17 protein-coding genes are annotated in these 25,657 nt (G+C 41.7%); all 17 read right to left on the bottom strand.

Annotation, left to right across the window (positions count from 1 at the left end):
- Positions 1-30: 30 nt before the first annotated feature.
- Positions 31-1,050: an endo-1,4-beta-xylanase gene (locus NYE25_RS16580; RefSeq protein ID WP_341146412.1), complete on the bottom strand. Its 1,020-nt coding sequence runs from the start codon at positions 1,048-1,050 to the stop codon at positions 31-33.
- 28 nt (positions 1,051-1,078) lie between these two features.
- Positions 1,079-2,611 (bottom strand): glycoside hydrolase family 43 protein, encoded by a 1,533-nt coding sequence (locus tag NYE25_RS16585; RefSeq protein WP_341146413.1) that lies wholly within the window; start codon positions 2,609-2,611, stop codon positions 1,079-1,081.
- 47 nt (positions 2,612-2,658) lie between these two features.
- Positions 2,659-3,561 carry a carbohydrate ABC transporter permease gene (locus NYE25_RS16590; protein WP_076120963.1) on the bottom strand — a complete coding sequence of 301 codons (903 nt, stop codon included), beginning with the start codon at positions 3,559-3,561 and terminating at the stop codon, positions 2,659-2,661.
- A gap of 59 nt (positions 3,562-3,620) precedes the next feature.
- Entirely contained in the window at positions 3,621-4,592 is a 972-nt protein-coding gene (locus NYE25_RS16595; protein WP_076120957.1) for an ABC transporter permease, read from the bottom strand.
- Between the two features lie 84 nt (positions 4,593-4,676).
- Positions 4,677-6,380, bottom strand: coding sequence for a sugar ABC transporter substrate-binding protein (locus NYE25_RS16600; protein ID WP_341146414.1), 1,704 nt, complete (start codon positions 6,378-6,380; stop codon positions 4,677-4,679).
- A gap of 115 nt (positions 6,381-6,495) precedes the next feature.
- Positions 6,496-8,034, bottom strand: coding sequence for a response regulator transcription factor (locus NYE25_RS16605; RefSeq protein ID WP_341146415.1), 1,539 nt, complete (start codon positions 8,032-8,034; stop codon positions 6,496-6,498).
- A 15-nt stretch (positions 8,035-8,049) separates the two neighbouring features.
- Positions 8,050-9,855, bottom strand: a complete 1,806-nt coding sequence (locus NYE25_RS16610) for a sensor histidine kinase (RefSeq protein WP_341146416.1) — start codon at positions 9,853-9,855, stop codon at positions 8,050-8,052.
- Between the two features lie 25 nt (positions 9,856-9,880).
- Positions 9,881-11,413, bottom strand: a complete 1,533-nt coding sequence (locus tag NYE25_RS16615; RefSeq protein WP_341147737.1) for a response regulator — start codon at positions 11,411-11,413, stop codon at positions 9,881-9,883.
- 193 nt (positions 11,414-11,606) lie between these two features.
- Entirely contained in the window at positions 11,607-12,671 is a 1,065-nt protein-coding gene (locus tag NYE25_RS16620; RefSeq protein ID WP_341146417.1) for a bifunctional transcriptional activator/DNA repair enzyme AdaA, read from the bottom strand.
- A gap of 7 nt (positions 12,672-12,678) precedes the next feature.
- Positions 12,679-13,467, bottom strand: coding sequence for an isocitrate lyase/PEP mutase family protein (locus NYE25_RS16625; protein WP_341146418.1), 789 nt, complete (start codon positions 13,465-13,467; stop codon positions 12,679-12,681).
- A gap of 158 nt (positions 13,468-13,625) precedes the next feature.
- Complete coding sequence (locus NYE25_RS16630; RefSeq protein WP_341147738.1) at positions 13,626-14,552, bottom strand: EamA family transporter; 927 nt, start codon at positions 14,550-14,552, stop codon at positions 13,626-13,628.
- A 243-nt stretch (positions 14,553-14,795) separates the two neighbouring features.
- On the bottom strand, positions 14,796-17,453 hold the full coding sequence (locus NYE25_RS16635; protein WP_341146419.1) for a copper amine oxidase N-terminal domain-containing protein: 2,658 nt from the start codon (positions 17,451-17,453) through the stop codon (positions 14,796-14,798).
- Between the two features lie 234 nt (positions 17,454-17,687).
- Positions 17,688-19,745 (bottom strand): iron ABC transporter permease, encoded by a 2,058-nt coding sequence (locus NYE25_RS16640; RefSeq protein ID WP_341146420.1) that lies wholly within the window; start codon positions 19,743-19,745, stop codon positions 17,688-17,690.
- An 8-nt stretch (positions 19,746-19,753) separates the two neighbouring features.
- Positions 19,754-20,776 (bottom strand): ABC transporter substrate-binding protein, encoded by a 1,023-nt coding sequence (locus NYE25_RS16645; RefSeq protein ID WP_341146421.1) that lies wholly within the window; start codon positions 20,774-20,776, stop codon positions 19,754-19,756.
- Between the two features lie 205 nt (positions 20,777-20,981).
- Entirely contained in the window at positions 20,982-21,821 is an 840-nt protein-coding gene (gene licT, locus NYE25_RS16650) for a BglG family transcription antiterminator LicT (protein WP_341146422.1), read from the bottom strand.
- 279 nt (positions 21,822-22,100) lie between these two features.
- A complete protein-coding gene (locus NYE25_RS16655; RefSeq protein WP_341146423.1) occupies positions 22,101-23,966 on the bottom strand; it encodes a beta-glucoside-specific PTS transporter subunit IIABC in 1,866 nt (621 codons plus the stop codon).
- 208 nt (positions 23,967-24,174) lie between these two features.
- Complete coding sequence (locus NYE25_RS16660; protein WP_341146424.1) at positions 24,175-25,587, bottom strand: glycoside hydrolase family 1 protein; 1,413 nt, start codon at positions 25,585-25,587, stop codon at positions 24,175-24,177.
- Between the last annotated feature and the right edge of the window lie 70 nt (positions 25,588-25,657).

A 25,657-nucleotide genomic window follows, 5' to 3' on the forward strand; every position in this document is an offset into this window, starting at 1 on the left:
ACAGTTCATTATTTGAGCAGCTTGTCCACTCTATAATTTCGTGGCAGAGGTGATAATTCGATGGAAAGCTGGCTTAGGCTTATGCCCTTCATCGAATAGGAACGGCCAGTTCTTCCGCCCACGAACAGGGAAATCATCCAGCCAGGTATAGTCATCCGCTGCTCCCCAGAACGTGACCGAACTAATCACGTCCCGGTATTCTCTCAGTAGTGCGAACATCGCTTCATATCGATCTGCTTGAAGCTCGAGCAGATCAGCAGGTACTGCCTTTAAGTCCATTCGTCTATCATCGAAACGGAACATGGATACATCCAGCTCTGTCAGTTGGAGCTGAAGTCCTAAGGATGCATATTTTTCGATCGCTGTACGAATATCATCTAGACTAGGATCGTATAAATTCCAGTGTGCCTGCAATCCGACGCCATGGATCGGCACGCCTTGTTCCAATAGCGACTTCACCAGTTTATAGATTTTGTCACGCTTTAATGGATGGGATTCATTATAGTCATTGTAGAACAACAAAGCCTTTGGATCGGCTTCATGCGCGAATTCAAACGCTTTGGCGATAAAGTCTGGGCCCACAATGTCGAGCCACTTCGACTGGCGAAGAAGTTCTTCTCCCTCATCAGCGATTACCTCGTTTACAACATCCCAAGCATAAATTTCTTCCTTATAACGTCCTACAACGGTCTGAATATGTGATTTAACTCGTGCAAGCAGAATCTCTTTGCTTACAGGTCCTCCGCCCTTATCCTCAAACAGCCAGTCCGTTGTCTGGTTGTGCCAAATCAAGGTATGTCCGCGCATCGCCATATGATGTTCCCTGGCGAAGGCAACCAGCTGGTCTGCTGCCCTAAAGTTATAAGTGTCCTCAAGTGGATGCAGACTTTCAAATTTCATCTCGTTCTCAGCGGTAATACTGTTGAAATGATAAGCAAGCAAATGCTTCTGTGATTGGATAGTTAATGGGTTGACGGCTGCGCCAATCTTGAAATCCTCTGCGAATACTGTCTTTAGTGCAGGCTCTGTAAAATCACTAGCTTGTCTCAACAATTTCCCTCCTAACAAACGCTATTCATTATGACCGATAATCGAACCAATCAAAGTGGGCAGGTACCTCAGCTACTTTACCATGACCTGTCGCGTATAAACCGATAAGAACACCTGTAAATCCATTTCCTTTTACGGCCTGTGGGGATATTGGGTATGCTGCCGCTGTAGATAGCTTATTCCATTCCTGCCCTTCCAAGGAGAACAATAAGGTGTATTCGGTAAGCTCCGCCTGTATTTTCAGATAAATTCGCTCAGCTGTAGTTGGTACTTCTGCTTCTACACGGGTTATTCCATCAATAGTTAATTGTGCTGCAATGACTCTGTGGCCATCTTTTTGCACCAAGCCAATCTCATAATGTGCATCCTCGTCCAATCTGGCACAAAGCCCTGCCTCTTCACCGTCCACGGTAGGGTTAAAATCCAGTAATGTACTCCATTCTGCTGAAGTATACTGTTGTCTTCTTCCTATAAATGACACCTGTCCTATATCACTGAGACCCTTAGATTGACCCCGAAGAGATAACCATCCCGGGCGTTCATTTAGAGACCAGCTTGCCTCAGCGGGATTACGAAGAAAGGTCATTGCGAATGGTAATACATCGTCTTCAAAGTCATACCTTCCGCTTAGCGCAGGCTTTGGTGATTGACCCGGTACACGCGGAACCTTCATATCCAGTCCTACGATATCTTCGTTATTATCAATCATCGGCCATCCGTCTTCATTCCACGTTACAGGGGCAAGGAAGGTCTCTCTTCCTAGCACTGTATATTTAGAACCTACTAGTCGTACTCCAAGGAATACGGCCCACCAATCACCGTTTCGATCTTCAATCAAATCGGCATGTCCTAAATACTGAATAGGACTGTCGGTACCTCTGTGCGTTAATATCGGATGAGGCAATCGCTCAAATGGCCCATACGGCGAGGAACTTCGACCAATGATCTCACGATGTTCCTTCGCCGTACCGCCTGAAGCAGACATGATATAGTACATTCCGTTAATTTTGTACAAATGTGGTCCTTCCGTCCAAGGTCCACCATCACCAGTCCAGATGACAACTGGTTCTGTTAAAGCTGCGCCCGTAGCAATATCAATCTCATATTGAATGGCGTGGGAGTCATACTCTGCCCCCTGCTGGGTAGTTACATATACCTTTCCGTCCTCATCAAACATTAGAGAAGGGTCAATGCCTCCGTAAGGAATAATGATTGGATCTGACCACGGACCCGCTGGGTCCGTAGCCGTAACATAGAAATTCCCCTTCCCGTGTATTTCGGTCGTTATCATGTAAAACGTTCCTTCATGATACCGGATAGTTGGTGCAAATATACCTCCAGAGCTTTTGCTCTTACGTGTATCTAGCTGACTTTCACGATTGAGCACATGACCAATTTGTGTCCAATGAATTAAGTCCTGGCTGTGAAAGATAGGTACCCCAGGGAAATATTCAAAGGAGCTGCAAACCAAATAGAAGTCGTCTCCAGCCCGTGTAATACTAGGATCTGGATAAAAGCCTGGAAGTATTGGATTTGTGTATGTGATTGGAGATTGGGTCATAGTTTAACAAACAACCTTCCTATTCCTTAATAGTGATTGTAAGCTGCTTATTCCTTCACGCTTCCTACGTTCATTCCAACTACAAAGTACTTTTGCATGAATGGATAGACTAGCAGAATCGGAACCGAAGCAACGATAGTAACGGCTGCACGAATGGACTTTGGAGTTACCAATGACCCCGCTGACTCCGCAGTTACCCCTGCCCCGTTAGCTACACTTGCGCTACTGTTCGCATTCATACTAGATTGTATTAGCTTCATTAATTCATACTGCAATGTGCTGAGGTGCTGGCGGGAAGAGGTGTAGATAAAAGCATCAAACCATGCGTTCCATGCACCTACTGCGACAAAAAGGGCAATGGTAGCAAGAACAGGTTTACATAAAGGGAAGACTACTTTCATGAAAATCTTGAAATCCCCGGCACCGTCGATTCTCGCGGATTCCATAAGACTTTCATGTATGCTACCAATATAAGTACGAATAACGATCATATTAAATGCACTTATCATAGTCGGTATTACATATACCCAAAACGAGTTTAGCAGATGAAGCTCCTTAATAAGGAAATAGTTTGGTATCAGACCCGCATTAAAATACATGGTAAGGACGAAAATAATGGTAATCGGTTTGCGGAAAACATATTCTTTCCGGCTTAAAGTATAAGCAAGCATTGTGGTTAGAAATAGATTCAGGATCGTAGATATCACTGTTCGTGCAACCGAAATCCAAAAAGCAGGAATAATGGTACCTGAGGCAAAAACGGCTTTGTAGTTCTGTATAGTCCACTCCCTAGGCAATAGATAAATGCCGCCACGGATCGTATCGTTCCCCGCATTCAATGAAACTGCTATAGTATTTAGAAATGGATATAAGGTAACTATAACTATACATACCATAAATACAGCATTAAAGGTACCGAACAATACTGGTTCAAGACCTATATTTCTCATGCGTCTTCCACCATTACTTTTTGGAGATTTATGAGGTAATAATTGAGTTTTCTCCATGATTATAACAGCCTCTCTTCCCCTAGCCGCTTCGAGGTCCAGTTAGCTAATAGCAGCAACGTTACACTTACGACTGTTTTAAATATACCACCCGCAGTGGCTAAGGAATAATTCCCTTGCCCAATCCCGTATTTCAATACAAATATATCTATCGTATCCGACCAGTCTGCAGTAAGACCGTTCCCTAACAAGAACGGAACCTCAAATCCGACATCCAGTACATGTCCTATGGACATGATCATCAGGATTACAATGGTTGGTTTAATTCCAGGTAATGTTACATTGAACATTTTTCTGTACCGGTTTGCCCCATCGATCTCAGCAGCCTCATATAAAGCTGGATCTATAGAAGCAATAGCAGCCAAGTAGATGATTGTACCCCATCCCACCTCTTTCCAGACGGTTGAAGCACCCACAATACCCCAGAAATATTTTCCTTCACTGAGCCAAAGGATTGGTGAGTCAATAAGATTTAATTTCATGAGTAAGATGTTGATAATCCCGTCGTTACCAACCGAAAGGGAGACACCTACAATCCCTGTTACAATGATCCAAGAGAGAAAGTGCGGCAAGTAGGATATGGTCTGCACGGTTCTTTTCCAAAATACATTTTTGATTTCATTAAGAAGTAAGGCTAATCCTATCGCGGTAATAAATCCTAGAATGAAATTAATTAAACCCATTGCCAGTGTATTTCTAAATACCCTTAGAAAGGTATCGTCCGTAAATATTGCCTTGAAGTGCTTCAAGCCAACCCACGTTTGTTCGCCAAATGCCTTAGCTGGTTTATAATCCTGAAAAGCCATGGTCCATCCCCAAACAGGTACGTACGCAAATAGTACAATATACAGCAGCAATGGAACTGACATCCAAATCAACTGTTTCTGATTCTTAATCAAGGTCATAGTAATCGGTTGCTTCTTTTTTCTTTTAGGATGCCGGTTAACTTTTTTTCCCGTTAAAATCTCATCCATATATTTTCTCCCCACATCATCCATATATTTCAGAAAGTGGTTGGCTAATAAGCCACCACTTTCTGATTTTTAAGCAAGCTCTAACTATTTAACACTCCAAGTATCAAATCTCCATTTAAGCTGTTCATTGATTCTATCTTCGTAAGCTTTAATATCCGCTTTATGAAGTTCTCCAACAAATTCAGTCCAAACTTTATCAAAATCGGTAGGGCTAGCCAAGATTGCTTTTGGCAGATACTTGGTTTTAACTTCTCCCATCTTCGTATCAGCAATTTTTGCTGGAGAATTTTCAACAAGATCTATCGACCAAGCTGGATAAGCCACTGGGTTCGGTCCAGGCTTACTGAAGAAATCTACATAGCTGTTGAATCCATATGCGTCAAGGACTTCCTTGTCATACGCTTCCAACCCTGCTTTATATTCTTCTGGTTGGGCTGCCGCATCCGTTGAGTTACCGTCTGCAAAGTACCCTTGCATTTTAGGAGCAGTAGCATACCAAGCTTCTGCTTTGTTACTTAGCTTCCATGTTGCATCAACTGCGTTGTCCCGTTGTTCTTGGGTTCTTATAAAGCGACCGGCTTCCACTTGATAATCTTCGCCTTCAATACCCCAAGTGAGGGTTTTTTGCCAATCTTCTTGAATTAATGTGTCCATAAGTTTAAGGATTCTCACTGGATCCTTAGCATTGACGGTGATCCCGAATCCATTATTCAAGTTAAGAGCAGGGCGATCCAGATAATAATCTTTGGTGTTAGTATCATATACAAGAGGCAAACCTACATAAGTGCTCATATCTTTCCCTTGTGTTTTGAGTGAATCTTCTGCTTTCTGGAAGTTCCAGTGCTGATCAAACATTCCCAGTACGGCTCCGCTAGACAATTTAGCTAAATATTGGTCATAATCCATTACAAATGCTTCTTTATCAATAATACCCAACGCATTCATATCATTAAGCTTTTTATAGTACTGCTTAGCATAGTCTTTATCCGCAAAGATTTCTGCTACGTTATCCTTAACTACTACTCCGCCATCATTAGGATGCCCGATCAGATGCTGAGGTGCGTTGAACAATCCCCAGTTTCTCCAGTCTTTGTTATGAATCTCAAACCCAACTGTTGGTTGTCCATCAATGGTTGGATTCTTTTCTTTATATTTCACGATAAGATCGAAATACTCGTCCAATGTCTTAATTGTTGGATAACCAGCATCTTTTAGTACAGCCTTCTGAATCCAGAAAGCTGGGCCAGAATAGTAGGTTGTATTCATTTCACCGTTATACGCACCATAGTTTGGAAGGGTATAAATATGTCCATCATTTGGATCCTTCATCATGTTCCAGTAAGCTGCGTAATGCGCTTTCAAATTCGGAGCGTGTTCTTCAATCAAGTCCTCAAGAGGAATAAATGCGCCTGCTGCCGTCAGTTGGGTATTAGAACTCATCAGATCCGGATAATCCGAACCGGCAATCATAACACCAAGCTTCTGTTTAAGATCTCCTGCCAAGAATTCGAAACTGAATGATGCACCTGTTTTTTCTTTGATCATTTTGTAAATTTTGTTATCTGGTGTGGGTTGCTGACCTGCTTCTCCAAGAAAGATACTAACTTCAAAAGGCTCTACCTTCTTGTCATCGGTTCCAGCTGCAGTTGCAGCTGTTGTTTCTGCCGGTTTGTTTTCCCCCTTAGCAGTATTACCGCTGTTATTTCCACCGCACCCTGCTAGAGCAAAACTTAGGGATAACACAGCAATCAGACTAAGTTTGAACTTTGATATTGACTTGCCCCCCATAAAGCACCTCCATATTTTGTTGGTGAAACCATATTGTAAGCCCTTACAAGTTAAATTATAGAGGTGATGATGCCACTGTTAATACGCCAGAACTAAAGGTATACCCCCAAAAAGTTTAGGTATTCTTATGTTTAAATTCATTAGGGCTTATATGCATCTTTTTTTCAAATTGTTTGAGAAACTGACTGTAATTGGAATATCCTACCTTCTCCGCGATCTCACTGTTTTTCAACTTATTGTGTTGAAGTAAACGTGCTGATTCCTTAATCCGGAGGTCATGCAGCTGCTCATTAAAATGAATGCCATTCTTCTTGATCAATAATTGTCCCAGATATACTGGATGCAGGAAGAATACCTCCGACAGCTTTTTAATTGTAAGATTTTCGTGATAATGCGCTTCAATATAGTTGTTGATTTCCTGTACAATCCCTTGTGATTTTTGGCTTTGTTCTCTTATAAGAATATCAATACTCGCCTCACCACATGATAAAAGATTACGCATTAAATCGTTCAACTTCATCATCGAGTCCCGCATTTCGGGGATTGTTATTTGAGTTAACAGGGAGGATACTTGAACTTCACTAGCTTTCGAAGTAAACTCAACGATCTTATACATAATATGAATAACGATCTTCTTCACAACCTCTGGAGCAATGCGCATCTCACGAAAACTGCGAGAGGCCAAGCCCACAGCTTGTTTAAAGCCTTTTATGTCCAGTGTGTTAATGGGTCTCATTAAGTCATCCATCAGTTGAATTTGATCATAGTGATAGCTGAAGGGACTATCTTTGGTTCCCTGATAGGTCAAGAATCCTGAATGATCCGAATTGTAAAAATAATACATTAGTGCTTCTTTCGCTGTTCGGTAGCTATTCGCAATTTGAAGCAAAGAGCCCTCGCTATCCCCTACTGCAATATACATGGCTTGCTTGGGGTGTTCTTTCAGCAAGGGAGCTACTGCAGGATATATTGCAGCACCCTCATCTGACTCCGAAGGATAGCCATATACGATTCCAAAGCAATAAGCCTCCAGATCGATCAGAAACATCGATTCCGTATTCGTTAGCAGAGCTACTGCTTTCTCTCTGATTTCCGTATACATCGTCGGGTCTGTCTGTAGTAAACAAATATTCCAAAGGCTTTTGCCTTCCGATAGACGTGTAAGTACTGTAAAGTCTGACTTATCTTCTGCCTTCTCATTCAATATGCTCTTAAGAAGAGAGACAACTTCCTCTGAGTTTGCCATTTGATTTAAGCTTCGCTTCTGAGTTTCCTGTTCTAATTCCCGATATATCTCCTTCAATTCTTCTGACGCCTCTTCTTCGAATAGCGGCTTCATCAGATAATGGTTAATGCCATAACGTATAGCTGTCTTAGCATATTCAAACTCACTATAACCGCTTAGTATGGCAAACTTAATCGGTTTAGTCTCCTCTTGCTGCCAGGCGGAAACCATTTCCAGACCATTCATTAGCGGCATATTTACATCTGTAATGACAAGATCCGGCAGTAGCTGCCTTATTAACTGTAAGCCCTCTTTGCCATTACTGGAGGTTCCACATACTTCAAAGCCAAGCGCCTGCCAGTCTATCCATAGCTGCATCCCCTCAAGAGCACTAGGCTCATCATCGATCAACAATACTTTGTATTTCATAGGCTCCCTCACCTTCTAGCTATTTTTTCGTTCCAGGAGCTTTAGCGGAATGCCAAACGTGACAACGGTCCCTTCATTTGGGACACTGCTGATTTCAAAGCGAACCTGATCTTCATAATATAGCTCCAGTCTGCGATACACGTTGCGGATTCCGATATTCGTTCCTGAGGAGGCTTCTTCATTTTGAACATTAAATAAAATTTCTTTAAGCTGGCTTGGTTCGATCCCTTTACCGTTATCTGAAATCGTAACTTGCAAACGACTATCCTCGATTTCCGTCTTTACTTTAATGATACCGAGTCCTTCTATGGCCTGCAGACCATGCTTACAGGAATTTTCTACTAACGGCTGCATGCTTAGCTTTGGAATTTTATATTGCAGCGACTGCTCATCGATCTCAAATTGATAGTCAAATTTATCTCTGAACCGGAATTTTTCTATTTTCAGATACATCTCAATGAACGTCATTTCTTCTTCCAATGTAACGAGATCTTCTTTCCAGCTAAGTAGTCTTCTGAGCAACTTGGATAAACTCTTAATGATGTCTGTAACGTCCGAATAATTATTTTTGGTACAGACCACTAAAATGGCATTTAAAGTATTGAAGAGAAAATGGGGATTCATCTGACTTTGCAAAAAATTCAGTTCAGCCCTTACTCTTTCCATCTCCAGGTTATTCTTTTGAATCTCCAGTTTGTATACATCGTTAATTAGAGAATTAATTTTAGTGGTCATTCTATTAAAGTTATGAATCAAGTCACCAATCTCATCTTGTCCTTCATCGATTTGAATAAGATCGAATTTCTCATTCGTTACTTTCTGCATATGCCTAGACAACCGTTTCACCCGATAATTGTAGGATCTTAACATCACATATAAAAAGGCGGTTGTGAGCAAGGTGACAATGGACGCCAAAATACCTGCATAAATCCGAATCTCCAGAATCGCCTGAGCAATACGCTCCCCTTGCGTAACCCCTATAATTCGCCAGCTTTTTATATAACTAGCCCCGCCAACGGGTACAATATGTATGTCTTCCTTGCGCTCATCATCCTGAAGCTCGAATACAGGATAAGGATCCTTCGTACCTCTCTGATAACCGCTCTGAGCAGACATAATGATTTCATCCTGCCCGTTAACCAAGTAAAGACTCAAATAATCCTTTTCTCTAATTATAATGTCATATATTTTACTGAGATCCAGGTCAATTCTAAGCAGCTTCTCATAGGTATTTAGTGAGCTGTATACATCCATTCGCTCAATTACACTTAAATATGGGGCATTAGAAGCCACATTAGGCGCTGTGCTCATTTGATAAGCAGCAAGAAACATATGTTTATTCGCAGCACTGAACTGCTTATACCACTCACTCTCCCTTACCTTGTCCGTGATGACCTGATAGTTACTACCGGAAACAATGGAGTCATTATTCGTAAATACAGTAATTCGTTCAAGCTGATTGTTAACTGGCATATAACTGTTCATCCGATCTCGAAGCTGTTCGTCGAAGGTGTCATAAAATTCAATCATGTTCCCATACCTCCGCTCTAGCAATTCATACAGATTCTTATCGGAGGACAGCGTATAACTAACTGCTACTCCACCCTCAATGAAATCTTGAATATCCTTTCTGGCCCTCTCTAAAGAGATTTCTAAGTTTTGCTGTTCTCTGGATTTGATCAAATCGGAAATCCGATCCAAAAAAACAAGGTTGATAATAATGATAGGGAGAAGCACACCTATAATATAAATGAGGGAAAATTTATAGTTCAGTGGAATGTCATTGACTACTTTTCTAAATCTGAATTTTTTTCTCTCCATACGAAACACCTTGCTTCCCCTAGAGCTATTGGTTTTTATTTTCATTTTTATAGACGGATGGGACTACCCCTACAATCAGCTTGAACTTGTCTATAAAATAGTCTGTATTTGAAAATCCCACCTGCACCGCAATATCCGATATTTTCAGCTGCGTTCGCTTAAGCAGACTTTTGGCTTCCTCAATCCTTTTGGCATTTAAATATTCACTAAAGCCCTGACCCGTTTGTTTCCTGAAAAGCTGTCCCAAATAGGTAGAATTGATATGAAATTGCCGCGCTAAATCCTGAAGCTTCAATTTATTCCGAAATTCACGATCCACATACTGAATCACCTTGTAAATCGTATTTTGTTCATTCTGCTGCTCTAATTCAGATAAATAGACCGTCGCCAGCATAGATAGACTTTGAACATAGCGGCTTAATGCAAAATAATCATTTAATCCCCCTAAATTTCCATATTCTTGCTGAATCTTTATCATCATCGTATCTGGAGTACCATTCATTTGGGCTATAAGAGTACAAATTGTAAGCTCTAAATGAGCCACTTGGGCTTGCACGATTTCAATCGTCAATAGATTCTCTACGAAAAAAGCAAACGTTTCTTTTACACATGGCTGTATCTGTTCTATATCGTTTGCCAGGACCTTATCCAGCAGCAGTTTGAAGTGATCCTCATGGTGTTCATTCTTCTTTAGAATTCTAAGGTTGCTATAATAAAAGATCCCCCTCTTCTGCTGATGTGTCTTTCGTTTCCATACATCAAGTGCTTGCATATAGATTTCTCGAATCGAACATATGCCTACCATTCTATTGCTAATCGCCAGGAGTACCGGTTCATGTAAATGTTCAGCGATATCCGAACGAATCTGGTTGACGATAGCGTCCAGACTCTCATTCCCAATAGAAGCAGACTCAAGAATGATCCCTGTTCTTCCCGATCGATCCTGAAAGAAATGGGTACTTTCCTGAGGAAAGTAGTCGACGGTTCGTGGAAGAAATGGATTCAAAGATGTGGCTGGTTCGATAAGAATACACATTAATTCTGCATTCGCTTGAAGCTTCAACGTGCTCTGGGTTAGAAGCTCTAAATTTTCGTTATACTCGCCTTGTATTAGGCGGTTGACGATATTATTTACGACAAAGAATTGCTTCTTATCAAGCTCCTCATTGGAAGCGATTTCATTTTGAATCATAGGCGTAATCCTGCTTAATAAGGACTCTATTTCTTCATCATCAATAGGTTTTAATAAATAGTCATTCACTCGTTGCTGCAATGCCGTACGTGCATATTTAAAGTCATCATACCCAGTCAATACCACAAACTTCGGAGGCTTTGTCATCACTTCATTCAATTTTGCGATAAGCTCGAGACCGTTAATAACCGGCATATTAATGTCCGTTAGGACCAGTTCCGGTTTATATTCTTGTATAAGTCTCAATGCTTCTGAGCCATTATGGGCTTCCGCGCACACTTCAAAGCCATATTTTTCCCAGTCAATCATCGTTCTCAGCCCTTCAAGTACCCAGGGCTCATCATCCACGATCAGAACCTTCAGCATGATGTTCACTCCAATCTCCTAAGATAAGGCTCGCTTTCTTATGAAAATATATATTATGCTAACACAATTGGATATTGTTGTGAATTCATAATTTTTCCTTCTTTTGCTTAAAACAGTACTTTTAAATCTGGTAAAAGCATAAAAAAACGACGTATCCAGACTTTCAGACACATCGAGTTCAGTATGTTTTTAGTTAATATGCTACCTTCGAACTAACGTTGTTCTCGTGATTGATTAACCATTCTTTTCTTGCAATGCCGCCGCCGTAGCCCCCTAATTCACCATTACTATTGATCACGCGATGACACGGAACCAAGATCGATAATTGATTCGCTCCATTAGCTCTGGCTACAGCTCGACAACCCGAAGGGTTGTTTATATTCTCTGCAAGCTCCTTGTAAGAGACCGTCTGGCCTACAGGAATTCTTCGAAGTTCATTCCATACCTTTTGCTGAAAATCAGAACCTAAATAACGAATCGGTGATTTAAACACCGTAAGTTCCCCTTCGAAATAAAGAGTTAATTCCTCTTCAATTTGCTCTAGCACCGGTACTTTTTCAGGCAAAATAGTTGCATTCAAGCGAGTACGTAATTTCTTAATTTCGTTCTCAAGTCCCTTTCGATCCACAAATTCCAGCAGTAAAAGGCACTCTTCATCTGAGATCGCAAGCATAGACCCTAATATCGTTTCTATCCAGGTACAGTACAGCACTTTAATCTGCTTAGAGTGATTCGGGACCGTTCCCATCGTTCTTGAAAAAGCATCCCTAAACCCATTACTCGAATCATACCCGCTGTCCAGTTGTACGTTTATGATAGAATCCCCATTCCTGATATGTTTGAATGCCAGCCCTAAACGTCTGGAACGTGCATATTCAATAAAGGTCATCCCAAATTGCTTCTTAAATTGCCGGCGTGCTGTATTTGCACTTATCGACAGCTCATCAAAATCTTTATCGGTCCATTTTCTTTCCGGATTACGCTCAATAGCTTCGACAAGAAGCTTTACTTCTAAGGACATTTTCGTGGGATTAGACAAAGGCTGGCATCTTTTACAAGGTCTATAAGACGCTAACAAAGCTTCTTTGGCTGTTGCGAAAAACTCGCAATTTTCTTTATAAGGCTTTTTAGCGGGGCAAGTTGGCCTGCACATAATACCTGTTGTTTTTACGCCGACAAAAAATACACCTTCATAATTGGAGTTTTTTTCGACTAACATCTCATAATATTTATCGATTTGCTGTTTATTAGTGATCATAGTGTTGTTAGCTCATTTCTGAATAATGTGCAGGTAGCTGCAGAATAGCTCGAGCATCTTCTTGAAGATTATGCTGTGCTTGAAAGTAACTATACGGTCCAAAGCTAATTCTTTTTACGCCAAGCTCTTGCAATTCAACATTTGAAATCATACCATCCATTACCATAACATTTACAGGCAGTGGTGACTGCTGCACAAAATATTCAATCAAGTTTCGATCGGTGAGTCCCGGTATAAAAATCCCATCCGCTCCAGCAGCAGCGTAAGCACAGGTACGCTCTATTGCTTCATTCACTAAATCCAAAGAATGCTTCCCATTTTTGAAAAAGAGATCGGTTCTGGTGTTAATAAACACATTCTTTTGAAGTTTGGCTGCCACTTGCTGTATAGTTCGAATACGATGACTTTGTTCCTCGATTGCCCATAATTCATCATTCGGATGATTCACCTTTTGATCCTCGAAATTGATCCCACATATATCTAATTGGAATAATTGTTCTATGTTATTGGCTAAGGACTCTACATCTACAGCATACCCACCCTCAATATCTACCGTCAATGGCACAGATACATGTTCTGCTATTCTCGTAACAGCCCACAGTAGCTGCTCAAATGAGAGTTGTTCACCATCCGAATACCCCCATGCATCTGCCATAGCGAAGCTGCTTGTGGCTATAGCCTTTAAACCGGCTTTTTCTATCGCTTTAGCCGAAGCTACATCCCAGCAGTTATATAGCATTAGCGGATTTTCTTGATCGTGCAAAGACTTAAAATAGTCATAGTCATTTCTGTTCATCAGTGGTCATCTCCATTAAATAGAATAGCACCACTATATAATAGACAATGATTCGCCATACCAGAAAAATTAACACCAATCTTTTTCGCAAAAAAAAACACCGATTGATGATCTCATCCTATAAGGACCTGATCATACCATCGATGTAAGTATACAGTTTAAAGTTCTACCTTACGGAGTGATGGTTTGGAAGATGGTTTAGGTGACTTTTTCCCTGTTCGCATCGGTATGATTTGTGGTGCAGCAATTCCGATCAGAACAACGAAAATTCCAACCCAGCGAAGTAGGGATACTTCTTCTTGCAGGACTAACACGGAGGCTACAACAGCTGCCGGCAACTCCGCCGCACCAAGAATCGTTCCCAGACCTGATCCCAGTTTCGGAACACCAATAGAAAAGAAAAGCACAGGAATAACTATACCAAGCAACCCTAAAGGAAGACCATACTTCCAAAGTCCATCTGTAAGTGCTCCGTCATAAATAAAGGAAGGGGAAAAAACAACCATAATAATAATCATTGCACTTGTAGTCATATACAAGCTTTTATTCACAGCAGGTACCTGCGTAGCCACTCTCCCACTGACAAAAATATAAAAGGCAAACGACACCGCAGACATCAAACCGAAAACAATACCACTCGTAGTCATTTCGCCTACACTAGGTTCTAGAATCCCCCCAGCTAATATGGTTCCTATCAGAAGGATAATCATTGAAATTATTTTCTCTCGACTAGGCCATTTTCTATCTACAACAGCCTCCAGAATCACACCAATCCAAGTAAATTGGAATAAGAGAACGATCGCAATCGAAGCAGGTAATTGTTCAACGGCAAACCCATAGAAAATACCCGTCATACTAATGGTAATCCCCGCGCCTAATAACGAAGCACCTACCTTTAATCCGAGTTTTTTCCGGGAAAATAATACAACTAACAAGAGCAGCATGCACCATCCAAAAAAGTATTGCGACCCGACCAGTTGCTGCATTCTAAATCCATCGTTCATTCCAAGCTTGACGATCGTAGACAGCGATCCATAACTACATGCTCCTATAAATACTAGTAAAGCATATTTGAGTAACTTCATATTCATCGTAATCTTCTTTCCTTTCTGTTGAACCGTCCTATTGAACCGTCCAAATCACATAATAAAGCCCCTTGTCATCGAAATGACAAGGGGCGACTGAAACCAAAGAATACATCTTTGACAAAATTCCGCCACTCCATCCACTGGATAGAGTTTGGTTTATTTACTTATAACAATACGAATTATAATATGATAAATCACACAGGGTGTCAACTTGAAATGTTTACAATAACTATATTTCGGTTATATTTCAAATTCTTCTGTTGAATTTGAAAGACCACCATTCTGTACACCACTATTATTCGCTACAGCAAGAACATACACCTTATATTTGACAGCTTTAACAATTGAATCTCCGTTTACATCCCTTGTCGCAGTGAATATTGAAGGATTCGTCCCGTTAGGGGTTACCGACGTATAATATGAAGATCTTACCTCAATAGCATCGGCTGATCCAAACCCTTGTTTAGACGGAACCACCAAGACTCGATATTCTGAAATGTTGGATTCATTGGCTGATTTAACGAAACTAATCAGGATTCTGCCCTTGTCCTCTTTATACGTTACATCGGTTACAGAGATCAATGGGCTCTTAGTCGTAGACAACGTAATGACCGATGACTCCCAGGACAAAGCATTTGGACCGGCATAATTCCCACTACCAATAGAGAGCACATATACTTTATAGCTGGTTCCAGCTTTAATCAAATTACCACGTACGTCTCTGGCGGAAGAATCTAACACTTGACTGGTACTGTTGCCTGATGTACTTACCGAGGTGTAATTAGCACTCGATACATTATTAGCATCAGACAGGCTAAAGCTACTGTAATCTGACGTAGGTACCACCATAATCCGGTATTGGTTGATGTAAGTTTCATCTGTGGCATGGCTAAACGATACCTTTAGATCCCGGCCATCGCCATAGTCATTTACATCGCTGACACTCAAGTTTGTAACGGCTTTTACGCTAGAATCATTCAACAAAGTAATGACCGATGAAGCGGAAGAGAGCACATTCGAATCCCAATAAATCCCGCTTCCGATGGTTAACACATATACTCTATAGCTAGTTCCATTCTTTATCGAAGCTCCGAGAACGTCTCTAGTTGACGAATTCAATACCTGACTGGTAGAAGACCCAGATGTACTCACCGATGTATAGTTGCTACTTGATACATTATTCGCTTCAGCTAAACTAAAGCTACTATAATAGGATGTGGGTACTACCATAATCCGATACTGGCTAATATAGGTTTCGTCCGTCGGATGAGTGAAGGACACTCTCAAATCTCGGCCATCACCATAGTCGTTAACGTCACTGACACTCAAGTTTGAGACGATACTCACACTAGAATCATTCAACAACGTAATGACCGATGAAGGTGACGAAAGCACATTGCCAGTATTACTGCTTCCAATAGATAAAATATATACTTTATAGTTGACTCCATTCTTTATCAAAGCTCCACGTACATCTCTGGTTGATGAAGTCAATACTTGATTGGTTGTAGTACCTGTTGTACTCACTGCTGTATAGTAGGCACTGGATATATTATTGGCTTCAGCTAAACTAAAGCTACTGTAATATGACGTCGGAACTACCAGGATACGATACTGGCTAATATAGGTTTCGTCCGTCGCATGAGTAAATGATACTCTCAAATCTCGGCCATCATTATAGTTGTTAACGTCGCTAACACTTAAGTTAGAAACCCCTATGTTGGACAGCGTAATTGCTGATGAAACAGAAGACAACACATTATTTGCTGCATTACTGCTATCAATTGCCATGACAAACACTCTGTAGCTCACGCCAGTTTTAACAAGAGCTCCGTCCACATCTCTGGCTCCTGAAGATAAAGTTTGCGTGATATTATTACCCGTCTTGCTGACTAACGTGTAATTAGCACTGGTCACATTATTTGCTGTAGCTAAATTAAAATTCGAATAATTAGTAGCTTTGACAACAAATATCCGATAAGAACTTACCTTCGACTCATCTGACAGCTTATTGAAGCTGACCGATAAATCTCTTCCATCTCCATAATCGCTTATATCATTTACTTGTACATTATTTATTGCCGCTACAGTCTTATTCACTAGTGTCATAGTGGAGGATCCACTAGAAAGTGCACTGGCGTTACTTCCTTTGCCAACCGTCAAGACATAAGCCACATACGCTTGATTACTCTTAATTGAATCACCATCAACAGTCCTCGAAGCAGAAGTCAATTTAATCGAAGGATTAGTACCTGTTGGTAATACAGTAGAATAATTGTAAGAGGCTATCGTTTGTGCGGACGACAAGTTAAGAATATTCCCTGATTTCACAATCAAAACACGGTAATGATCCACTAGTGACTCATTTGCCACTCGAGTGAAACTAACCTGAAGATCACGACCATCACCGAAATCACTCACATCCTGCGCTACTACGTTGGATACTGGGCCTGCATTTCCAACGTTAGAGGCTGAAGTCGTTATAGTTACAACTTGCGTCTTGGGGTTCCATCCCACTTCATGGCCCAGTGCTTCACTGACGAACCTTGTTGGGACCATCGTTCTCCCCTTCAGATTCAAACCAGGTACGTCTAGCGTTACAGCCTTATTGTTAATGGTGGCGGTCTTTGAGCCAATCTTTAACATAATCGTTGTATCATCTTTAGTTGCAGTTACAGTTTGTGCTTTTTGATTCCACTTAATGGTGGCATTAAAGGCTTCAAAAATAGCCCGCAGCGGCACCATCGTCCGCCCATTCACCATCACCGGTGCTTGATCTGTAGACAATCGAACCCCGTCAATAATAATACTGATCGGAGTTGCAGCCTTTACAGAGGATTGAAACATCATCGGAAAGACTACTAAAACTACTAAAATTGAAATCCATAACTTCTTCACAGATCCACCCTCCTGGAATGACGAATACATTTTTTACCTACTCATCTGACGCTTCTAAGTATATAAAAGTTTCATGGTTTATAGGTTACAAAAAAATAATCTAGACTTCAATCAAACCTTGATAAAAGAAGAGCTAAGCACCCGGAGAAAAAAAAGGAGAGAGAGTGGTATTACCACTCCACTCTCTCTCCTTACGTTTATCGAATCATCATATTCTGTAGCGTCCCAAAGGTATTACACTTTTCTAGCCTGAGATCGGTACATCAAGAACAAGAAATACGGTGCTCCAATTAGCATTATTATAAGACCCGATGGAATTTCTTTCGGCGCCATAATGGTTCTTCCCAGCGTATCCGCAATCACAAGCATTAATCCACCAAGTAATCCTGACAGAACAATGGATCGTCTCGTGTGATGCCCAATCATCATCCGTACAGCATGCGGCGCCATAAGTCCGAGAAACCCAATGGTTCCTACACTTGCAACGGCTCCCGCTGCAAGCATCACACCGATAATCATCGCCCAAAGCCGAGTTCCGCGAACGGGTAAGCCCAGACCTGTTGAACTCTCATCGCCAAATGCTAGTAAATCGAATCTACGTCCTAAATAATAAGCAAAAGGAACGAGTACAATCAGGAAGATAAACAAGCTATTAAATTGATTCCAGCTTCGTCCGTAAGTCGAACCCGTTAACCAAATTAAGGAGCTGCTGCTCCATAAACTGCCCTTGACGATCATGACCTGTATTCCCGCAGAAGCAATTGCTGATACTGCAATTCCAAGCAGGATAAGGACAGATGGATTCAAGGCTCTACGCCATGCCATAACAAACACAAAAGCTGCAGCCAAAGCACCACCCGCAATTGCTGCAATAGGGACTGCTAATACCGTCAATGCCGGAAAAGCGACCATTACGGTTAACGCCCCCAATCCAGCACCCGAGGTCACACCAATAATGGAGGCGTCAGCCAGCGGATTTCGGACAGCGCTTTGAATCAAGACACCGCTAATGGCAAGCGCGATACCGCCTCCAGCCGCAACGAGTGTACGCGGAAGCCGTAAATTCAGCAGGACGGAATAAGATCCAGCTCCGCTGTGGATAAGACTGCTCAGTAGCTCACTAATCGGTATTCTCGTTCCCCCAAGTGACAAACTCACAAGGATAACCGCAACGAGCAGTAAGGTCATGGTTATCACCGCCGGAACAAAGCGCATCCGAAGCGCTGTTCCACCTATATTCATAGATGACTGACCTGAGCCTGAACCCGATATATTTTTCATCTTGGTTAGCACCAGCCATATGAGCCAAGGTGCTCCAATAATCGCCATAACCGCCCCAACTGGCATCTCACCTACACTGCTACGAACCATACGCGCAAGCGTATCCGCTGCCGTAATGAGCAGTGCTCCCCACAGCGCACTTGCAGGAATGAGCAGGTGATGCTTTCGAATACCGCTAAGCCGAACCAGATGAGGAGCCACCAGACCAACAAATCCAATCGGACCGACCACGCTGACCACGACTGCAGCCAACAATACAGATAAACCTAGACCTAACCCCCGTGCCAATCCAACACGTTGCCCGAGTGAACGAGCAGTGGACTCATCAAGCTCCAACGCATCAAACTGCCTACCTGCGAGCATAGCTGCTATTAGCAATGGAATAACAAAAGGCCAGGCATACTTAACACCGTCCCAATCTAGCTGAATCAGTGAGCCTGAGCCCCATAAAAATAGGTTTTGCGTTTCGTTCTTGTTAAAAATATGTAGGGCCGATGTAAACGCGCCGAGAACCATAGACACGATCATACCTGATAAAGCTAATCGGACAGGCGTGGCCCCCTTACCACCACTCAACAAATAGGCAGCCAGTGCAGCAAGCAGCCCCCCTGCTACTGCAAGCAAAAATGGGAACTCATGCTGCAAAGCTGGAAAAGTAACCATACCTAGGACAACCATAAAATAAGCTCCAGCATTAATCCCCAATGTATCTGAGGAAGCAAGCGGATTCTTCGTTATCGTTTGCAATAATGCTCCAGCCGCAGCTAGAGCGGCCCCAGCCAGCAGGCCAATTACCGTACGCGGCATCCGGATATCCCAGAGCAGATTATGTTCCATCACATCCTGGCGATTTAGCAATCCCTCCAATACCGTAGCTGCAGGAATTTTGGCTTCGCCGAAACCTAGGCTTAGAATGGACAGAACAAAGAGGACGGCAAGGCCGCCCCCAAATATTCCAATGATTCGCCAAGTCATTCCACTTGAGGCTTCTTTGCTGCTCTTCCCGTTCATAAAAGCACTCATTTCGTTAATGTATTTACTACTTCATCCACGATAACTTTGGAGGAAATCGGACCGCCAAACACCCAAGTAGTACTGCTCAATCCGAAGGTACGATTTTCTTTCACAAAGTTAAGGCCGTTCCACACGGAGTTATCCTTCAGTTCTTTCGTGAAAATATTATCATCCTTCTGAACGATATACATCAGGTTAGTATCCTGAACAGCCGGCAATGCTTCAACTGTTGATGTAGTGAAGCCGTAAACTTCGAATTTTTCGGGTTTCCAGTCGTTCTTTAGACCAATTCGATCTAACGTTTGAACAGCTAGTGAGTTGTCTGTAAAGAGACGCAATGTTGCTGCATTCTGATAGCTGTATGCTTGCGTCAGCACGTAATTCAAGCCTTCTTTACCTGCTTCATCCAGCTTTGCCTTCGCTTCCGTATAATGTGCATCCAGGTCAGCAAGAACCTTGTCGCCTTCCGCAGTTTTACCTACAGCCGCTGCAATCGTTTTGAAAGTATCTTCCATCAACGTATACTGATTGCCTTGTCCTTCTTCCGGATACAGACCGAAAATCAGTGTTGGAGCGATGCCTTTTAATTGATCATAAATTCCTTCGTGTCCACCCGTATTCGCAATAATCAAATCTGGCTTTAATGAAGCAATGGTCTCTAGATCCGGCTCGTCACGTGAACCAACATCCGTTACGCTTGCATCGAGTGGTACTTCAGAAGTTACATATAGCTTGTAGTTTTCATTATCGGCGTTCCCCACCGGCTGCATTCCGAGCGCAATAATATCTTCCGTAAATGTCCACTCCAGAACTACAACCTTTTGCGCAGGCTTATCCAGCTTAACCTCGCCTTTAGAATCTTTTAATACGATCGGACCGCTTGTAGATTCACTACTTGCGTTTTCAGAAGCTGGTTTGTCATTTGCTCCCGCGTTTGATGTTGAATTATTCTTTTGGTCAGTACCACAGCCCGATACTACCAATATGATAGCAATAACCATAAATAAACTAATTAACCTTTTGTGCATTCTCTTTATCCCCCTGTATATAACGCTCGAAGTTATATTCTATGATAATTGTTATCATTCTATTGATAATGATTATCATAGATAACATAATAGTTATCTTATACGTGATTCCACCGAAAGTCAAAGTTAAAATTTAATATAGAAGGACTTTTCTCAAAAAAAAATCCTAATAAATCAAGGGCTTCCTTGATCATTAGGATGTTTGCTACTCTATTTTTTGGTTTGTAATTCTTTCAATGTGTATGGTGAGATACAGCATTTCATCATTTGTTAATTCACGATTGTATGTTTTATCAATATAGATTTTTATTTTCTCAACGCTGGCGAAAGCTTCTTTGTATTGCTCCTTCACTAAATTAAATAGGCCATTCTCATTATCCGGCGGTGGAGTGCCGTTGATGAGACGTTGGGCAAAAAATTTCAAGTGAGTGATAAACCGATAATAAGCGAGGGACTCCTCATCATACTCTAGTCTAAAATGATGCTTCACTATATTTAAGATGTCATTCATAATCTTCGTAATATTGACCATATTCGGCATCTCTTCATTCAGTTCAGCATTCACCAGATGGAGAGCAATATGTCCAGCCTCATCCTCGGGAAGCATAATGCCAAACTTTGAATGAATAATTTGAAGTGTAGCTTTCCCAACCTCATATTCTTCCTTATAGAACTTTTTGATCTCCCAAAGCATGGCGTTTTTAATCTTCATCCCTTTTGAGAATCGCTCTAACGCAAAGCTGATATGATCGGTCAGACTGATGTAGATACTATCATCCAGCATTTTACCTAGTTGCAGCTTGGCGAAATTGATGATCTCTTCTGAAAGCTCCATATGCTCTATTGGAATCTCAGAAAGCAGTGTTTTTAGCTTATCAGAAAGCTTTTGATTGCTTAAAGTGAAGATCTTTTCAATTTTGTCTTCTTCTAAATAGTCCCCTTGTTTTTTCTTAAAGGCAAGTCCTCTTCCCATGACTACCAGTTCAAAATTTTGATCATCTATGACAGTAACAACATTGTTGTTTAACACTTTTTCGATCCGCATACGGCAACCCCTTGTACCAAAAATTAAAAAAGGCAAAACCAAAAGTAACCATTAAACAAATGGCTTAACTTCGGGTTTTGCCTGCACGACCAGTAACAATCCACAATTATTAATTTATAAAAATCATACCATGGACTTATTTAATCGACAAGCATCTAGCAATCCTATCCATTATGCGCAAATAGCTATATTTTTATTATGTTTTTCATAAAAAATCGACCTCTCAGCATCCATACTAAGAGATCGATTTCATTTTAATTCTTATGGCCAGCCACTAAATCAAACTACAACCGTCATCAGATCTTCGCCCGGTTTGATGGCCGCTTTCTTGGTGCCAATGACATCACTATAGTTAGCTGTATTGGTAATAATGATTGGCGTTGTGCTTTGATAGCCTTCATTTTTTATTTGTTCGAGATCAAATTCAATCAGTAGGTCACCCTGTTTAACCGTTGCTCCTTCTTCCACTTTCACATCAAAGTATTTCCCTTTTAACTTCACAGTTTCTATACCGATATGGATCAGGACTTCAACGCCATCATCCGATACGACTGCAATACAATGACCTGTTCTGAAAATAGTGGATACAACCCCACTTACCGGGGAGTACAGCTTACCTTCTGAAGGTTCGATTGCCATCCCCTTGCCCATTGCTTCAGAAGCAAATGCAGCATCATCTACTGAGGATAAAGGGATTACTTTACCAGCTAGAGGGCTTACAACAGTCGTACTTTTCACAGCGTGTGGGAGAATAACTTCGCTCTCTTCAGTATTCGTCTTTTCTTCTACACCATTTGATGTTTCTTCTACAGCATTCGCTTTCTTTTTGTCTTCAAAACCAAAGAACATCGTAATCACCGTAGCCAATATAATCGTCCCAAGAGCTATGATCGCTTGAATAGCCAAAGGTGAGAATGCAGGAAGACTTAATACGCTAACAAATGCGAATACTTCCATTTTTACACCAGCAAGACCCGACATCGCTCCACCTAGACCACCGGCAATAGATACATAAATAAAAGTCCGTTTGTAACGTGTCAGCAATCCGTAAATAATAGGTTCAGTTACGCCTGAGAGCGCGCCAGGTAAAAAGGTACTTCCGGCCAATGTTTTCAACTTTTTGTCTTTTGTTTTCAAGAAAATCCCTAAGGCTACACCAAGTTGGGCGAAAATAGCCATACCTGCCATTGCATAGATCGGATCTCCACCCTTAGCAATGTTTTCAAGAATAATCGGAACGAGTCCCCAGTGCAAACCGAGCACGGTCAGGTACGTCCAGGAAATCCCCACAATTGCACCCGTAATAATACCACTCTTACTGCTGAGGAACACAATAGCGTCTCCGATTAAGTTCCCTACATTCACTCCAAACGGTCCGAAAATCAAAATGGTTAAAGGAACAATTAACATCAAACATAACATAGGTACCAAGAACAATTGTAAATCCTTGTGTATAAATTTTCTTAGTTGCTTATCTAGTAAAGCATATATACAGATGGCGATGAAAATCGGAAAAACGCTCGATGAATAATCCGACATTACTAAAGGAATACCTAGAAAATGTGGAGATTCAACACTGGCTAATCCCGTAATATTAGGTTCGAGTAAGGCCGCACCGATAGCGCCCCCTACATAAGCATTTACACCAAGTCTAATCGATAACGTAATCCCTAGGAAAATTGGCAGAAAGTAAAACACAGCATTACTAGCGCCGGCTAGTACTTTGTAAGTCTCTCCATCCGCCGCTAAAACATGTAACGAAGTCAGTACAGTTAATAGCGCTTTCAACATACCCGCACCCGCTAAGGCACCAATTAAAGGCGAGAAGCTTCTAGAAATCACATCAAAAATCAGGGTTCCTATAGGTTTCTTAACCGTATTATCGCCAGAATTATTACTAGGGGATATGGATTTGCTTATCTCTTTATAGACATCAGCAACATGGGTACCCACAATAACTTGGAATTGTCCCCCTTTGCTAACCGCACCAATAATCCCTTCCATTTTATCCAGCTTTTCTTTATCAACTTTCTGTTCATCATTAAGCGTGAATCTTAGTCGAGTAGCACAGTGAATTACGTTGTTAATATTTTTCTCTCCACCGACAGATTGAATGATGTCTTTACCTAGCTGTTCATAACTCATTATCCTACACCCCTTTGGTAACCGATATATTAATCAATCGAGAAGGAATGAACGCAAAAAAACCTAAATCACATTCATGCACGAGAGAGAAATCTCCCGTAAACATAAATGAAACTTAGGTTTTGCCTGCTATGCAGTAGCAATCCTGATATCCGATTAATTGTTATTTACAAATTAACATGTTCAATTCATGATGTCAACCGACATCCTAGAACAGGTTCTGTCCATTTGATTCAATCACTTCTTTGTACCAGTGGAAGGACTTCTTCCGGTATCGTTCAAGAGTACCTGAACCATCATCATGACGGTCCACATAAATGAAGCCATAACGTTTCTTTAGTTCGGCGCTCGTTGCGCTAACCAAATCGATGCAGCCCCAGCTTGTATAGCCCATGACTTCCACTCCGTCGGCAATAGCCTCCGCGACCTGAACCAGATGATCTCGTAAATAATTGATCCGATAGTCGTCGTTTATTACCTTTTCGCCGTTCCCATCTAATACCAGCTGATCGACAGCGCCAAGACCATTTTCCACGATAAACAGCGGTTTCTGATATCGGTCGTAGAACATATTCATAACATAACGCAAGCCCTGCGGATCGATCTGCCAGCCCCATTCGCTCGCTTCCAGATACGGATTAGGCACCCCACCCAGCAGATTCCCTTCTCCTCTGATCTGTTTCTCTGGATCAGCCGTTTCACAAGTGCTCATATAGTAACTGAACGATATGAAATCCACAGTGTGCTTCAGAATCTCTTCGTCCCCTGGTTCAAAATGAATGTGAATCCCATTTTCCTTGAAGAACCGCTTCATATAGCCAGGGTAATACCCTCTAGCATGAACATCCGCAAAGAACATATTTTTGTGATCACTTTGCATTGCCTTGATCAAATCGTCCGGATGCGGAGTGAGCGGATAAATCGGCATGCTAAGCACCATACACCCGATTTGGAAGTCTGGATTAATCTCATGTCCGATCTTCACAGCCAGAGCACTTGCTACGAACTCATGATGAATAGCTTGATACAGATCCTGCTTACTCAATTTCTCTAACGGCGTATTGATCCCGCCACTCATAAATGGGAACTCAAGAATGGAGTTAATCTCGTTAAAGGTCAGCCAATATTTAACCTTGTTCTTGTAACGATTATATATCGTTCTCACATAGCGCTCGTAAAAATCCACCATCTTACGGTTAACCCATCCATCATATTCTCTTGCCAGATGTAGCGGAGTTTCATAATGGGAGATAGTCACCAGTGGCTCGATGCCGTATTTATGACACTCATCGAATAGGTCGTCGTAAAACTGCAGACCTTTTTCATTAGGCTCCAGCTCGTCCCCTTTTGGAAAAATTCGGGACCAGGCAATGGACGTCCGGAATACTTTAAAGCCCATTTCCGCGAACAGCTTAATATCTTCTTTATATCGGTGATAGAAATCGATTCCCACCAGCTTCATATTATCGTCGGTAGGAGCCTCTGTAGGCGCAGACTTAATCCCCTTCGGCATAACATCTTGGGTGGACCATCCTTTACCATCCTCCTGATACGCCCCTTCAAGCTGATTGGCTGCTACAGCACCGCCCCATAAGAATCCTTTTGGAAATTGCAATTCCATATTTTTTCCCGCCTTTGCTATTGTGATAGTATAGGATTACTGCTCTAATTCGAATCCTAAACCTTGGAAC

The organism is Paenibacillus sp. FSL E2-8871 (assembly GCF_038000345.1).
Lineage (GTDB): Bacteria > Bacillota > Bacilli > Paenibacillales > Paenibacillaceae > Paenibacillus_AQ.

Coding starts and splice junctions, on each gene's coding strand:
- NYE25_RS16585 (WP_341146413.1), bottom strand. CDS start 2,611: ATGACCCAATCTCCAATCACATACACAAATCCAATACTTCCAGGCTTT.
- NYE25_RS16590 (WP_076120963.1), bottom strand. CDS start 3,561: ATGAGAAATATAGGTCTTGAACCAGTATTGTTCGGTACCTTTAATGCT.
- NYE25_RS16595 (WP_076120957.1), bottom strand. CDS start 4,592: ATGGATGAGATTTTAACGGGAAAAAAAGTTAACCGGCATCCTAAAAGA.
- NYE25_RS16600 (WP_341146414.1), bottom strand. CDS start 6,380: ATGGGGGGCAAGTCAATATCAAAGTTCAAACTTAGTCTGATTGCTGTG.
- NYE25_RS16605 (WP_341146415.1), bottom strand. CDS start 8,034: ATGAAATACAAAGTATTGTTGATCGATGATGAGCCTAGTGCTCTTGAG.
- NYE25_RS16610 (WP_341146416.1), bottom strand. CDS start 9,855: ATGGAGAGAAAAAAATTCAGATTTAGAAAAGTAGTCAATGACATTCCA.
- NYE25_RS16615 (WP_341147737.1), bottom strand. CDS start 11,413: ATGCTGAAGGTTCTGATCGTGGATGATGAGCCCTGGGTACTTGAAGGG.
- NYE25_RS16620 (WP_341146417.1), bottom strand. CDS start 12,671: ATGATCACTAATAAACAGCAAATCGATAAATATTATGAGATGTTAGTC.
- NYE25_RS16625 (WP_341146418.1), bottom strand. CDS start 13,467: ATGAACAGAAATGACTATGACTATTTTAAGTCTTTGCACGATCAAGAA.
- NYE25_RS16630 (WP_341147738.1), bottom strand. CDS start 14,552: ATGAAGTTACTCAAATATGCTTTACTAGTATTTATAGGAGCATGTAGT.
- NYE25_RS16640 (WP_341146420.1), bottom strand. CDS start 19,745: ATGAACGGGAAGAGCAGCAAAGAAGCCTCAAGTGGAATGACTTGGCGA.
- NYE25_RS16645 (WP_341146421.1), bottom strand. CDS start 20,776: ATGCACAAAAGGTTAATTAGTTTATTTATGGTTATTGCTATCATATTG.
- licT (WP_341146422.1), bottom strand. CDS start 21,821: ATGCGGATCGAAAAAGTGTTAAACAACAATGTTGTTACTGTCATAGAT.
- NYE25_RS16655 (WP_341146423.1), bottom strand. CDS start 23,966: ATGAGTTATGAACAGCTAGGTAAAGACATCATTCAATCTGTCGGTGGA.
- NYE25_RS16660 (WP_341146424.1), bottom strand. CDS start 25,587: ATGGAATTGCAATTTCCAAAAGGATTCTTATGGGGCGGTGCTGTAGCA.